12 protein-coding genes are annotated in these 13,394 nt (G+C 62.6%); 10 read left to right on the forward strand and 2 right to left on the reverse strand.

Translation table 11 applies throughout. The features are described 5' to 3' along the window. Nucleotides 1-244: 244 nt before the first annotated feature. From RX327_RS15845 to RX327_RS15870, 6 genes are all read left to right on the forward strand, one after another. On the forward strand, nucleotides 245-1,231 hold the full coding sequence (locus RX327_RS15845) for an ABC transporter permease (RefSeq protein WP_317250805.1): 987 nt from the start codon (nucleotides 245-247) through the stop codon (nucleotides 1,229-1,231). Nucleotides 1,232-1,290: 59 nt separating this feature from the next. Then, entirely contained in the window at nucleotides 1,291-2,313 is a 1,023-nt protein-coding gene (locus RX327_RS15850; protein ID WP_317250806.1) for a sugar ABC transporter substrate-binding protein, read from the forward strand. Nucleotides 2,314-2,428: 115 nt separating this feature from the next. Then, nucleotides 2,429-4,540, forward strand: coding sequence for an ABC transporter permease (locus tag RX327_RS15855; protein WP_317250807.1), 2,112 nt, complete (start codon nucleotides 2,429-2,431; stop codon nucleotides 4,538-4,540). A 3-nt stretch (nucleotides 4,541-4,543) separates the two neighbouring features. Then, nucleotides 4,544-5,662 carry an SMP-30/gluconolactonase/LRE family protein gene (locus tag RX327_RS15860; protein ID WP_317250808.1) on the forward strand — a complete coding sequence of 373 codons (1,119 nt, stop codon included), beginning with the start codon at nucleotides 4,544-4,546 and terminating at the stop codon, nucleotides 5,660-5,662. Further along, entirely contained in the window at nucleotides 5,659-7,200 is a 1,542-nt protein-coding gene (locus RX327_RS15865; protein ID WP_317250809.1) for a sugar ABC transporter ATP-binding protein, read from the forward strand. Before RX327_RS15860 ends, RX327_RS15865 begins: the two co-directional genes overlap by 4 nt. 15 nt (nucleotides 7,201-7,215) lie before the next feature. Continuing rightward, a complete protein-coding gene (locus RX327_RS15870) occupies nucleotides 7,216-8,007 on the forward strand; it encodes a GntR family transcriptional regulator (protein WP_317250810.1) in 792 nt (263 codons plus the stop codon). A gap of 90 nt (nucleotides 8,008-8,097) precedes the next feature. On the opposite strand, the gene RX327_RS15875 is transcribed toward RX327_RS15870, so the two are convergent. Continuing rightward, entirely contained in the window at nucleotides 8,098-8,412 is a 315-nt protein-coding gene (locus RX327_RS15875) for a hypothetical protein (RefSeq protein ID WP_317251456.1), read from the reverse strand. Here RX327_RS15875 and RX327_RS15880 point away from each other — a divergent pair. The 3 genes from RX327_RS15880 to RX327_RS15890 all read left to right on the forward strand — a co-directional run bounded on the left by RX327_RS15880 (nucleotide 8,302) and on the right by RX327_RS15890 (nucleotide 11,448). Continuing rightward, nucleotides 8,302-9,801, forward strand: a complete 1,500-nt coding sequence (locus RX327_RS15880; RefSeq protein ID WP_317251267.1) for an AMP-binding protein — start codon at nucleotides 8,302-8,304, stop codon at nucleotides 9,799-9,801. The two genes, RX327_RS15875 and RX327_RS15880, sit on opposite strands and share 111 nt — an antisense overlap. Nucleotides 9,802-9,869: 68 nt before the next feature. Continuing rightward, a complete protein-coding gene (locus RX327_RS15885; protein WP_317251268.1) occupies nucleotides 9,870-11,117 on the forward strand; it encodes an acyl-CoA dehydrogenase family protein in 1,248 nt (415 codons plus the stop codon). Nucleotides 11,118-11,253: 136 nt separating this feature from the next. Next, entirely contained in the window at nucleotides 11,254-11,448 is a 195-nt protein-coding gene (locus RX327_RS15890; RefSeq protein ID WP_050386250.1) for a hypothetical protein, read from the forward strand. 132 nt (nucleotides 11,449-11,580) lie between these two features. On the opposite strand, the gene RX327_RS15895 is transcribed toward RX327_RS15890, so the two are convergent. After that, complete coding sequence (locus RX327_RS15895) at nucleotides 11,581-11,820, reverse strand: hypothetical protein (RefSeq protein WP_050386249.1); 240 nt, start codon at nucleotides 11,818-11,820, stop codon at nucleotides 11,581-11,583. A gap of 279 nt (nucleotides 11,821-12,099) precedes the next feature. Between RX327_RS15895 and RX327_RS15900 the strand changes: the two genes are divergently transcribed. Continuing rightward, nucleotides 12,100-13,392 (forward strand): c-type cytochrome, encoded by a 1,293-nt coding sequence (locus tag RX327_RS15900; protein WP_317250811.1) that lies wholly within the window; start codon nucleotides 12,100-12,102, stop codon nucleotides 13,390-13,392. The last annotated feature ends 2 nt before the right edge of the window (nucleotides 13,393-13,394 follow it).

The raw sequence follows: 13,394 nt of genomic DNA on the forward strand, positions 1-13,394 counted from the left end.
TAAATGTATCCAATATCGACGCGTCGGCTTCAAGAAAGCTGATCAAACTGAGGAAAGTGCGCTTCGATTGGGCGCAGCCGATTGTGCGTATATCTAAGTATTTGCAAATAGTTAATTGATGTTCAGGTGTAAGCGCATCCTTGGGTCGAACTGGTTGCTGTCCAAATCTTGGATACGGAGATTGACTTCTGGATACATTCTGTTCAATTTCGACCCACAATAAAATCAATCCTGGGAGGACCCGGTGACCGGCAGTTCGGGCGCGCGCGGGCCGATGTTGACGCAGACGACAGCCGTGCTGGTGATGTGCGCGGCGTTGGTCGTCATTTTTTCGATCTTCCTGAAGGGCTTTCCGACTCTCGGCAATCTGTTCGCGCTAGCGCGCAACATCTCAATTCTCGGCATCCTCGCGCTCGGCATGGCAGTGGTCGTGATCGGGCGTGGACTTGACCTGTCCCAGGTCGCCTCCTTTGCCGCCTCCACCGCAATCGCAATCATCCTGATGAATTCGGGTTACGCGACGCCGATAGCATTGCTGGTGGGTTTCGTGATGGCGATCGGTATAGGCATCCTGAACGGGTTTTTCATTTCGGTGATCGAGATGCCGCCGCTGCTCACGACGCTGGCCTCGAGTCTGGCGGTGCTGGGGATCGTACGCACGACAGCGGTGCAGCACTATGTCGTCTATCTTTCCAAGGGGCATGACGAATTCCTGCGGCTCGGCGGAAACATTTGGGGCGGCGTGCCGATCTCGGTCCTGATCTTCGCCGCCACCGCGGTCGTGGTTCATGTCTTCCTGTCGCGCACCGTGATCGGGCGTTTCGTTTACGCCCATGGCGATAATCCGGACGCTGCGCGTCAGACCGGTCTGCCGACCCGTCCACTGACCATGATCGAGTACGCGCTGTGCGCCGCGATCGGTTATGTCGGCGGTGTTGTGATGGTCGCGCAGACGGCGCTCATGCACCTCCAGGTCGCGGAATCCACCATCATTTTTGATGTCATCATGGTCGTCGTGCTCGGTGGCGTGAGCCTCGTCGGCGGCCGCGGCAACGTGATGAGCGTGATTGCCGGAACGCTGCTGATTGGCGTGTTGCTAAACGGCATGACCATCATGGACATGGACGTGCAGACCCAGAACATCGTCAAGGGAATCGTGCTGCTAATCGCGATCCTGCTCGATTCTCGGCTGCACCCGCGCGATGAAGAGACGTCAAAGCAGGGCGATTGAAGCTCTGTATCAACCAACGGGCCGCAACAGTCGGCCGACATAACAGGGGAGGAATTGACATGACGAAAGCTGTGCACAGAAGGGCGTTCGCCGGCATCGGACTGGCCGCGATGGTGGCAACCGCCGCACTGGTGGCGGCCCCGTCGCAGGCGGCCGGGCCGCGTGACCAGTTGCGCGAGAAATTCGATAAGGCGCTCAAGGGCAAGACGGTGGCCTGGTCGCCGGTCTGGATGGGCGTTCTGGAATCCGAATGGACGCGCGTCATGAAGGATCGTTTCGACGATTACGGCATCAAGCTCGTCACCCGCGACGCCAACATGAAGTCCGACATCCAGCTTCAGACCGTCAGCGACTACATCAACGACAAGCCCGATGTGATCGTGGTGCAGAATCCGAACGTCACGCTGCTGGCCAAGGAACTGAAGCGTGCGATGGACGCAGGCATCTATGTCGTGCAGGTCAACATGGCGTCGAATACGCTGACCGACGCCTATGTCGGTGTCGATGCCAAGGATCTCGGCACTAAGATCGCTCGCGAAGTCATCAATCAGTGCGGCGGCGGAAAGGGCTCGGGCGAGATCGCGATCCTTGAAGGTGAGGCGACCGCGGCCTATTCGCTCGACATGAAGAACGGCGCGATGGAGGCGTTCAAGACCGATCCCTCGATCAAGGTCGTGTCGTCGCAGCCGACGAGCTGGGACGCCAACAAGGCCGGCGATATCACGACCACAGTGTTGCAGCAGCACCCCAAGCTGTGCGGGATCCTCAGCGTCTGGGGACCGCAGACTGCGGGCGCGGCGCAGGCGATCAAGGCGGCCAATATGGGCGACAAGGTGAAGGTGTTTGTCGCCAGCGACGGCCAGCCCGCCGATTGCGATCTTCTGGAGCAAGGTGCGTTCTCCGCGAACCTGTCGTATCGCGCCGACGTGCAGGGACAGACCATCGCCGACGCGGTGATCGCGCTTCTGCAGAGCGGCGACAAGCCGGGCTCGAAGAACATCGCCTATTACACGACCCCCGCCTGGGTGAAGTCGAAGGACGATCGCATGTACTGCTTTAGCATCCCGAAGGGCGTAAAGTAGACGTTCCGGCGCCCGCGCCCTCTGCGGCGCGGGCAGGCCGGAGTTGCCGATCCCCACCCTCTGCGTCGTCCCGCCGTTCGGCTGCCCTCCGCGCCGAACCCGCCGGAGTCTGTTGATGAAAAGCCTGCAACGAGCCTGGCATCGCCATTCGCCCCAGTTGTTCCTTGGCGAACTGCTTGAGAAGCGGTGGATGGAGCCGGTCATTCCATTCACGCTGACGATCGCGGTTTTCCTGTCCTTCGCGGTGATGATTCCACGCTACCTGACGGCGGGCAGCCTTCTGGAGCTGATGCGGAATTTCGCGGAGCAGGGCATGGTCGCGGTCGCGATGGCGTTCTCCGTGCTGTCCGGCGGCATCGACCTATCCGTCGGCGCGGTGTTCGCGATGTCGAACTTCCTCACGCTCTATCTGTATCTCATTCTCGGGCTGCCGCTGCCGGTGACGATCGTGCTTGTCATCCTGTTTGGCGCGGTGATGGGCGCAATCAACGGCGGCTTGATTGCCTACGGCAAGACCCGGCCGTTCCTGACGACCCTGGTTGTCCTCATCATCGTTCGCGCCGCTTACAACAAGGTGACGGTCGCGTTCACAAACGAACTCGCCAGCATCGACAACGGGTCTAGTGCGTGGGATTTCATGGGATCTGGCAAGGTTCTCGGCATTCCCTTCAACATGCTGGTGCTGATCCTGCTTGTGGTGGGCACGCATTTCTTTCTCACCCGCATCAAGCCCGGCGTCCACATCATGGCCGTCGGGTCGAGCCGCAAGGCGGCCCGCCACGCTGGCGTCAACGTCAAGCGCGTGCTGTTCTCGGCCTATGTGATGTCGGGGTCGATCGCGGCACTGGCGGGAACCCTCTATGCCGCCCGGCAGAGCAGTTCGGGCACCGACACCGGCGTTGGCTGGGAGATCAACGCGCTCGCCGCGGTGGTTCTCGGCGGCATCAGCCTTTCCGGCGGGCGCGGCACCATCGCGCGCGCCATCATGGGCGCGGCGATCATCTTCATGCTCACCAGCGGCATGGTGCGCCTGGGCATCTCCGGCAACCTGACGACGGCCGTCATCGGTGTCATTCTGCTGTTCGCGGTCGGCTTCAACGTGAAGTGGGTCAAGAACAAGGGCAAGGTGCTGCAGAAGGTCTATGTGACGCCGAGCTGGGTTGATTTCGAGCCGCCGCCGTCCGTCGAGCGCGGCAGCGGCACGCCGTTCGCGGAGAACGATCGTCTGAAGAACGCGGAAGCGATCGCGCTCAACATGATCGAGGGCCCGGAGGACGTCATCCTCGACCGCAAGGACAACCTCTACACGGTCAACCGCAACGGCTCGATCATCCGCTTTTTCGCACCGGACTATACCGTCCGCGAGGAATTCGCACGCATTGGCGGCCGACCGCTCGGATTGGCGTTCGACCGGGACCAGAACCTCCTCGTCTGCATCGCCGGCATGGGCGTCTACGGCGTGAAGCCCGATCGCACGGTCTTCAAGGTGACCGATCGCACGACGCGCACGCGCACGCGCCTTAAGGACGACTCGCGACTCTATCTCGCGGACGATCTCGACGTGGCGCCCGACGGCAAGATCTATTTCAGCGAAGCCTCGACCCGCTACGAACTGACCGATTGGGCGCTGGACGGATTCGAGGGGCGCGGCAACGGACGGCTGATCTGCCATGATCCCAAGACCGGCCTAACCAAGACCGTCCTCAAGAACCTGACGTTTCCCAACGGCATCTGCATTTCGCATGACGGTCAGTCGGTACTGTGGGCCAGCACCTGGCTGTGCCAGATCAACCGCTACTGGATCGCCGGCCCGAAGGCGGGCACCAGCGAAATCCTGATCGACAATCTTCCGGGCTATTGCGACAACATCAACCGCGCTTCCGATGGCAAGTACTGGCTCGCCTTCGTCGGCCTGCGCACGCCGGTCTATGATCTTGCCATGCGCAATCCTGTCTTTCGCACTCGCATGGTCAAGCAAATTCCGCCGGACGAGTGGCTGTGCCCGGGCATCAACTACGGCTGCGTGATCAAGTTCGACGACAACGGCGTGGTGACGGAATCGCTGTGGGATCCAGGCGGCCTTTCGCATCCGACCATCACGTCCGTCCGCGAACACAAGGGCTATCTCTATATCGGTGGTCTGGAGAACAACCGTATCGGCCGAGTTCGCTTGCCGGACGCTGACCCGACCTGGGAAGCGCACAAGTCCTATTGGGGAGAGGCCTGAGCGATGTCTCTGATTGGCGATATCATCGATCGCGTGTTGTCTCCGAACCGGGAGATTCACGGCATTCCCGTGCTCGACGGCGCGTTCTCCCCCAACCAGCGGCTCGATCAGGCCCGCCAGCTCGGCGACGGGATCGAGCGGCCGGACGACATCGCGCTCGGGCAGGACGGCGCGCTCTATGTCTCGACCGGGAAACGCATCCTGCGTTGCACGGGGGACGATTTCAACACCCGTGCGGTGTTCGCGACGCTTGGCGGCCCGGTCGGCGGACTTGCGTGTGCGCCGGACGGCCGGCTGCTTGCCTGTGTCTCCGGCGTAGGTCTGGTGGCGTTGTCGCCGTCTGGCGAAACAGTCGGCCAGCTCGAAAGTGTCGCCGGTGAGAAGATTGCCTGTCCGTTGTCGGTGGCGGTCGCACCGGATGGCACGATCTACCTGACCGACGGCTCGCGAAGCAACCGGTCTGAACTCTGGCTGACCGACCTGATGCAGAACCGCGCCCCGTCGGGCCGCCTCATCGCCTGCAATCCCTCGCTCGGTGGTGCGAGCGTGCGCGCGGATGGGCTCGCATGGCCGCTTGGCGTCGTCGTGTCCGGCGACGGAAAGGAGGTTTGGGTCGCCGAATCCTGGACCCACTGTCTGACCGCCTTGTCGCGCGCGGGAGACGCCAAGCGTGTGATCGTCAAGAACTATAGCGGCTATCCGGCGCGTCTCGCTCGAGGCGCCGACGGTGAAATCTGGATGGCCTTCCTCGCGCTTCGCACGCAGTTGACCGAATTCGTCCTGCGCGAACGGGGCTTCTGCGAAGAGATGATGCGAACGGTGCCGCCCGACCTCTGGATCGGGCCGGTGCTGGATGGTCGCCTCAATCCGCGCGAGCCGACCCAGATCGGCCGCATCAAGAAACTCGGCATCCAGAAACCTTGGGCGCCGCCGCGCTCATACGGCCTCGTCGCTCATCTCGACGCCCAGGGCGTGGCGACGGAGACGTTGCACAGCCGTGTCGATGGTCGGGTCCATGGAGTCACTGCCGTTCGCCCGATCGGCGCCCGCGTGCTGGCGGTGTCCAAGGGGCGCGATTGTCTCGTCGAACTGCCGCTCGGTCGCGGCGCGCAAGAAGGATGAATGCCATGCCGGCGGAACAACAGGCTGGGACGCCGCTGCTGCAGATCGTCAACGGCAGCAAGGTCTACGGCGGGCTGCACGCGATCGACGGTGTCAATTTCGATCTGCGGCCGGGGGAAATCCATGCGCTGCTGGGCGAGAACGGCGCGGGAAAGTCGACGCTCTGCAAGGCGATTGCCGGCGCGATCACGCTGACCTCCGGGGACTATCTGATCCAGGGGCGCAAGGTTTCGTTCGCGTCACCAAAGGAGGCACTCGAGGGTGGCGTCGCGATGGTCTACCAGGAATCCAGTCTGGTGCCTTCGATGACCGTTGCGCAGAACCTTGAACTCGGCATGGAGAAGTGGGTCACGGTCTATAGCAAGATCAACATTGCGGCGACCCAGTCGCTGCAATCGATGAATTTCAATGTCGACCCGCTGGTACTGGTGGAGAACCTCGGAACGGCCAAGCGGCAGATGGTCGAGATCGTGCGTGCTGTTCGCCACAACGCCAATGTCTTCATTTTCGATGAGCCGACCGCATCGCTTACCCCTGAAGAGACGCAGCACTTGTTCCATCTTCTCAACACTCTGAAGGAGAAGGGCGCCGGCATCATCTTCATCTCGCATGCTCTGGAAGAGGCCCTGAACATCGCCGATCGCATCACGGTGCTCCGGGACGGGAAGCTGGTCGCCACGGCACCTGCGAAGGAGGTTACCCGCGATTCATTGGTACGGATGATGGTTGGCCGCAAGGAAACGGCGGCGCAGTACGAGACCCACGGCGCCGATCCGGATGCGCCGAAGCCTCACGCGTCGCGGGGGGAGAAGGTGCTTTCGGTCGAGAACGTGACGATGGGCAGCATCGTCAAGAACATGTCGTTCTCGGTCTTCAACGGAGAAGTCGTCGGCATCTTCGGGCTGGTCGGGGCTGGGCGTTCCGAGATCGCACAGATCATCAGCGGCGCGCGCAAGCGCAACTTCCTGCGCGGCGGGATGATCTATCTCCGGGACAAGCCAGTCCGCTACCGCGTGCCGCGGCAGGCGGTGCGCGACGGCATCGCCTACATCACCGAGGACCGCAAGGTCGATGGGTTCTTCGAAACGATGACTGTGGATCAGAATATCTATCTTGGCTATCTGTCATCGCCGCGCGTCAAGCGGTTCCTTTATTCCACGCGTGAGATGAAGCGGATCGCCGATCGATGGATCTCAGCGCTCTCGATTTCGGCATTGAAGCGAACGCTGAAAATTGTAGAGTATTCCGGCGGCAACCAGCAGAAGGTCGTGGTTGGAAAGTCCCTGGCCCAGGAACCTTCAGTGGTTATCTTCGACGAGCCGACTCGGGGTGTCGACGTCAGCGCCATTCCGCAAATCCACGAGGCGATTCGCAAGCTCGCGCGCGAGAACAAGGCGGTTGTCGTTATTTCCTCCTATCTGCCGGAAATTCTGGCTATCTCGGATCGGATCCTGGTCGCTCGTGGCGGGCGTATCGTCGAGGAAATGGCGCGGGCTGATGCGACCTCGGACAAGATCATGTATGCGGCCATTCATTGATGAAAAGAGCCTTTCATGAGTGCTGAACAGCGGTCTCCGCATTGGAAGGACGTGGCGCGCGACGGCACTGAAGATGATCCGGGCGCCGGCCGCCTGATGAGTGAGCGAATCGCAAGCGAGATTCGCAGCGCGGTGTTGAGCGGCGAGATGCGTCCGGGCATGCGTATCCGCCAGGAACTTCTAGCGGCTCATTTCGGGGCGAGCCGCATTCCCGTGCGCGAGGCGCTCAAGCAGCTCGAAAACGAGGGCCTCGTTGCGATGGCGCCGAACCGTGGCGCCTGGATTGCGGACGTCAATTCGGAGGAATCGATCGAGATCTACAAGATCCGCGAAGCGGTGGAGCCGCTCGCCATCGGTGAAAGCGTTCCAAATCTGACCGACGAGGATATTGAAACGCTTGACCGCATTGTGCGCGAACTCGAGCACGTGAGCACGCTCGAGGAATATATCCAGCTTGATCGCGAGTTTCATCTACGCACCTATTCGCGCGCGGGGATGCCCCAGCTCCTCGCCATGGTCGAGCGGTTCTGGAACAGTACGCAGCACTTTCGGCGGCAGTTCGTGAACGAAACCTATGCCAAGGACGGACTGCCATTCTCCGATCCCCAGCATGTTCTGATCATGGATGCGATTCGGGCTCGCGACGTCGACGCAGCGCAGGTGATGGTGCGCCTCCACATCCGTCGGACGCGCGTTGTTATTCAAGCAAAAGAGAGTGGGGCGGCCCAGCCGCCCCTTGCAAGCCGTGCCGCGCTTCCGCATGCGCGTCTCGGCTCGGTCTATCGAGGAAAAAGTGCCAATGAGTAGTGGCGGCGAACGTCTTTTGCCACGGTTCCTGCTGCGCCAGGTGGCGGCGGCGGACCATAGCGGCCGCCGGACCGGACGGGGCTGCCATCGTTACGACCCTGGTGGCGAGCGGCGATGACGGTCGGCCTGGATTCTGTGTCGCGGGCGCGCGCTTACGAGGAAGCCGCGGGCCGGCTGCGCGCGCGGCTCGGCGAATCGTCGATCGCTCCGCCCGATCCTGGACAGCGGACGGCTCTCGATCTGTTTCGTGCCGCGCCGGACGAGGCGCCGGCACTGTTCTATTTCGATGCGACGCTGACCTACGCCGATGTTGATCGCTTCAGCGACCGGCTCGCGGCCCGCTTCGCGCAAAAAGGGGTCGGGCGGGGCGATCGCGTCGCGGTCATTCTTCAGAACGTGCCGCAATTCGTCATCGTCAGCGTGGCAGCGTGGAAACTCGGGGCGATCGTCGTCAGCCTCAACCCGATGTACCGCACGCCGGAACTTTTCAAGCTATTCAGGGACTGCGAACCGAAGGCGGTGATCTGCCACGACGATCAGTGGGACAACGTATTCCCGGCCGCTGCTTCGGTCGATCCTGAACTGGTGTTCTGGACCGGCGCCCGCGAATTCCAGACGCGAAATGACGTCCGCGTGCTGCCCGTGCCGGGCGCAGCTCCGCCGGCCCAGGCGCTGGCGACGGTTTTCGCCGAAAATGCACCCGCACCACCGGCACCAGTTCTGACTTCCGACGACATCGCCCTTCTCTTGTATACCTCCGGAACCACGGGCGTTCCCAAGGGCGCCATGCTTACGCATCGCAATCTGGTGGCGACTGCCCTGATCTGTCGCGATCATTTCGAGCTGAACGGGACGTCGCGCATCTTCGCAGTCGCGCCGCTGTTCCACATCACCGGCTTCGAGATCCAGATGATTGCGGCCTTTGCCGCAAGTGCGGCGATAGTGCTGACCTATCGCTTCCAGCCGCAGGTCGCGCTCGACGCCTTCCTCGAATGGCGGCCCACATTCATCGTCGGCGCCATCACCGCGTTCATCGCGCTGATGAACCAGGCTGGCGCGACGCAGCGCCATTTCGAAAGCTTCGTGCATATCTATTCCGGCGGCGCGCCGATTGCGCCGTCGGTCATCGTTGCTTTTGCCGAACGGTTCGGGCGAGCGATCCGTACTTCGTATGGAATGACCGAACTGACGTCTGCAAGCCATCTTGCGCCCAACGAAGGTCGGATTCCGGTCGATCCCAAGTCGGGCGCGCTGTCGATCGGGAAGCCGACGCCGGGCGTCGATGCGATCATCGTTGACGACGAGCGCCGCCCGCTCGGACCAGGCGAGCACGGCGAAGTGGTCGTGCGCGGCCTGGGCGTGATGGCGGGCTACTGGAAAAAGCCCACGGAAACCGATGAGGTGCTGACGGAAGGCTGGCTGCACAGCGGGGACGTTGGTTTCTGCGATGAGGAAGGTTGGTTCTATCTCGTGGATCGCAAGAAGGACATGATCTCCGCCTCCGGCTTCAAGGTCTGGCCGCGTGAAGTGGAAGACGTGCTCTATGGCTTTCCAGGCGTGCGTGAGGCCGCCGTCGTCGGCGCTACGGATTCCTATCGCGGCGAGACGGTCGTGGCCTTCGTCTCCGCTCAGCCCGGCGTCACGATCGACGTCGCCGCGCTCTCGCACTTTTGCCGCGAGCGACTGGCGGCCTACAAGTGCCCGGTCGACATTCGCGTGCTGGACGATCTGCCGAAGACGGAATCCGGGAAGATTACCCGAAACACACTCAGGGACGGCACGCGCAGCCGGTAAGGAGAGCCTACGTGGATATCACCCAGAGCGAACGCAGCCAGGACCTGGCCGGGCGGATCCAGCGCTTCATGACGGAGCACATCTACCCGAATGAGCGGCGATACTATCAGGAAGCCGAGCGGCTTGGTCCCTGGGCTATCCACCCGGTCGTCGAAGAGCTGAAGCCCCTCGCGCAACAGGCCGGTTTGTGGAACCTGTTTCTGCCCGCTCACGAAGACGGGCTGACCAATCTCGAATATGCCCCGCTCTGCGAGATCATGGGGCGTTCGCATCTGGCTCCCGAGGTGTTCAATTGCAGTGCGCCGGACACGGGCAACATGGAGACCATCTTGCGCTACGGCACCGACGCGCAGAAGGAGCGCTGGCTGAAGCCGTTGCTGGCGGGCGAAATCCGGTCTTCGTTTGCGATGACGGAGCCCGACGTCGCCTCATCGGACGCGACCAATGTGGCCAGCTCGATCGTGCGCGATGGCGCCGACTACGTGATCAACGGCCGCAAGTGGTATACCACCGGCGCCACGGATCCGCGATGCAAGATCATCATCTTCATGGGGCAGACGGCCCCGGAGAATCCGGACCGTCACAAGCGTCAATCGATGGTCCTGGTGCCGAAGGATACAGCCGGAGTGCATGTGGTCCGTGCGCTGCCAGTGCTCGGATTCTACGGCGTACCGGATCGCGCATCCGAGGTGATGTTTACCAATGTGCGCGTGCCCGCCACCAATATGTTGCTTGGCGAGGGGCGCGGATTCGAGATTGCGCAGGGACGGCTGGGACCTGGACGCATCCATCATTGCATGCGGTTGATCGGGCTTTCCGAGCGTGTACTTGAGCGCATGTGCCGGCGAACGCTGAAACGCGTCGCGTTCGGCAAGCCTCTCGCCGAGCAGACGGTGACGCTCGAACGCCTGGCCGAAGCGCGCATGAAGATCGAGCAGGCGCGGCTGCTGACGCTCAAGGCGGCCTACATGATGGACACGGTCGGCAACAAGGCCGCACGGCAGGAAATCGCGATGATCAAGGTTGTCGCGCCGACCATGGCGCAGACGATTGTCGATTGGGCGATACAGGTTTTTGGTGGAGGTGGAACCAATAACGACCATTTCCTGTCGGCGGCGCTCGCGACAACCCGCTTGCTGCGACTGGCCGACGGTCCCGACGAAGTCCATCGCAACCAGATCGGCAAGCTTGAATTGCGCCGATGGCTCAATGTCGATCCCGTACGAACCGGCGGTGGCGCGGATCCGTTGTCGCCCGATGAATCCGAATCCTGGTCCGAAGGCGGCCTGTGGCCGCGCCCGAAGGATTTGCCATAGGCGCGTTGGGAAGGGGCTGGAGCCGGAGGGCATCGGCTCCAGCGATGATCAACAAAAGGAGAGTTGTGAGCGATCTCACAGGGAGACGTCGAGTCCTGCACTAGTCAGGAATTTCTCAGAACCAACGGAGGTTCGCGTGAAGCTCCTGATGATCGCCGGCCTGACCGCCCTCGCGCTTTTTCTGGCTGCGACGAATGTCCCGAGATCGCATCCATCGTCCGTCAGCCACACGTCAGCGGCGGGGATGCCCGCTGTGCAAGAACAAGACAAACTGCCGGTCGAAGATTTCGACGATCGATCGCTGGTGTTTCCGAGGGGAACTCAGCAATAGAGAGAAATGGTGCCGTCGCATCCGAACGCATTGCGGTTCGGGACGAGCGGGCCGGAAATCGTCTGGCGTTGAACGGCCCGACGCGTCGGACGATTTGTCCGCGTGCACAACTGTCCCCTCGCGGGCGGTATTTCAAAAGCTCATGAAGATCGGGTTGATCCCAGCGGGATCGTCGACATGTCCCGGGAACTGAAACGGCGCACGGTGGCGATCGACTATCAGGATTGCCAGAAGGAGCGCTAAGACGGCAACGATGTAGATCAGCAGTGGCGACGCGTCCCGGGTGGCGGGATTGCGATCCCGCGGCGGCAATACGCGAAAGTGCCAAAAGCGCGAGATGAACTGCAGATATGCTTTCGGATGTATTTGCATGTTCGACCTCGATTGTGAGGCGCCTTTGCCAAGACTGCGACCGCGTGGGCCGCCCTTCAAGGCGCCGCTTGTCGCACCCCGAACCGAATACGAGCTCCCTTGTTGACTACTGGTGAAATGGGCACGTTGTTGCCAGGGGCCAAGCCCGTCGCCCACAGACACGCCAGATTTCCAGAACGATCGCCGGTGGGGCCGATGGACGCCAGGGGAGCACTTTGGCCGGGCAGCAAAAACGGGCAGAATGGCCCGGGGGCTTCGCTGCGAGTGTCTCCGACGGCCATGGATTTGATTTTGCGTCTCGCCACGTTCCTTGTGACGGCATCGCTGCTTCTTGCGCTGCAACCCGCGCAAGCGCAATTGGCCGGACACGGCGGACCTGTCCGCGCGATCGCCGTTTCAGGCGACGGCAGGACGGTTCTGTCGGGCAGCTTCGACACTGCGGCGATCCGATGGTCGCTGGCAACCGAGTTTGCGGAGCAGGTCCTTCGATTCCATTCGGGTGCGGTGAATGCGGTCGCCTTCCTCGGCGATGGAAGAATGGCAACGGCGGGTGCGGACGGCCGGATTGCGATCTGGACGTCGGGCCGGCCGCAGCCGGACCGGGTCTTCGCAGACCATACGGGACCCATCGTCGGGCTCGCCGTTTCGCCCGATGCATCGAGGCTCGCATCGGCCTCGTGGGACCATACCGTGCGGCTCTCGTCGTTGTCCGACGGGGGCTCGCGCGTGCTGCAAGGTCACTCGCAAAACGTGAATGGCGTGGCCTTTGCCCCCGACGGACAATCGCTGGTGAGCGTGGGCTACGATCTGACGGTGCGGATCTGGCGCCTGCCGGACGGCAGCGCCGAGGTCGTCACGGTGCCGTTGCCGCTGAATGCCGTGGCCATCTCGCCTGACGGCGAAATCGTCACCGGCGCAGCGGACGGCAAGCTGCGCATGATGTCCGCCGAAGGCAAGGCAAGCGGCGAGGTCATGGCCGGTGCCACGCCGATCGTCGCCTTGGCGGTCTCGCATGACGGCGCCTTGATCGCCGCGGCGGCCATTGACGGCACGGTGGCGATCGTCGATCGCAAGGCGCGCAGCGTGCTACGCACGCTCGCCGGGCTGGGCGGGCCGGCTTGGTCGGTGGCATTCCTGCCCGATGGCGTGACGCTCCTGACCGGCGGCGCCGACGGCAAGATCAGGCGCTGGAATGCACTGACCGGCGCGGCGGCCGGATCGAACGTGGTGGGCACGCCGGGGGACCCGCTCGCCGGCTTTGCCGGCGACCACGGCGCCGAAGTCTTCAGGGCCTGCGTCGCCTGCCACACATTGTCGGAGACGGAGGTGCAGCGTGCCGGTCCGACGCTTGCCGGCCTGTTCGGTCGGAGGATCGCCTCGCTGCCGGGCTATCGCTTCTCCGACGCACTCAAGAGGATGGACATCGTCTGGACGCCGGAGACCGTCTCAAAATTGTTCGAGATCGGGCCGAACGCCTATACGCCCGGCACGAAGATGCCGGAGCAGCAGATCGGCTCGGCCGAAGATCGCCGCGCGCTCACGGACTTCCTGGCGCGCGCGACGTCGAAATAGCC

It is taken from the genome of Bradyrhizobium sp. BEA-2-5, from assembly GCF_032918025.1.
GTDB lineage: Bacteria > Pseudomonadota > Alphaproteobacteria > Rhizobiales > Xanthobacteraceae > Bradyrhizobium > Bradyrhizobium pachyrhizi.

Bases quoted from the DNA above. Each gene is read 5' to 3' on its own strand.
- RX327_RS15850 (WP_317250806.1), top strand. From the start codon at position 1,291: ATGACGAAAGCTGTGCACAGAAGGGCGTTCGCCGGCATCGGACTGGCC.
- RX327_RS15855 (WP_317250807.1), top strand. From the start codon at position 2,429: ATGAAAAGCCTGCAACGAGCCTGGCATCGCCATTCGCCCCAGTTGTTC.
- RX327_RS15860 (WP_317250808.1), top strand. From the start codon at position 4,544: ATGTCTCTGATTGGCGATATCATCGATCGCGTGTTGTCTCCGAACCGG.
- RX327_RS15865 (WP_317250809.1), top strand. From the start codon at position 5,659: ATGAATGCCATGCCGGCGGAACAACAGGCTGGGACGCCGCTGCTGCAG.
- RX327_RS15870 (WP_317250810.1), top strand. From the start codon at position 7,216: ATGAGTGCTGAACAGCGGTCTCCGCATTGGAAGGACGTGGCGCGCGAC.
- RX327_RS15885 (WP_317251268.1), top strand. From the start codon at position 9,870: ATGACGGAGCACATCTACCCGAATGAGCGGCGATACTATCAGGAAGCC.
- RX327_RS15895 (WP_050386249.1), bottom strand. From the start codon at position 11,820: ATGCAAATACATCCGAAAGCATATCTGCAGTTCATCTCGCGCTTTTGG.
- RX327_RS15900 (WP_317250811.1), top strand. From the start codon at position 12,100: ATGGATTTGATTTTGCGTCTCGCCACGTTCCTTGTGACGGCATCGCTG.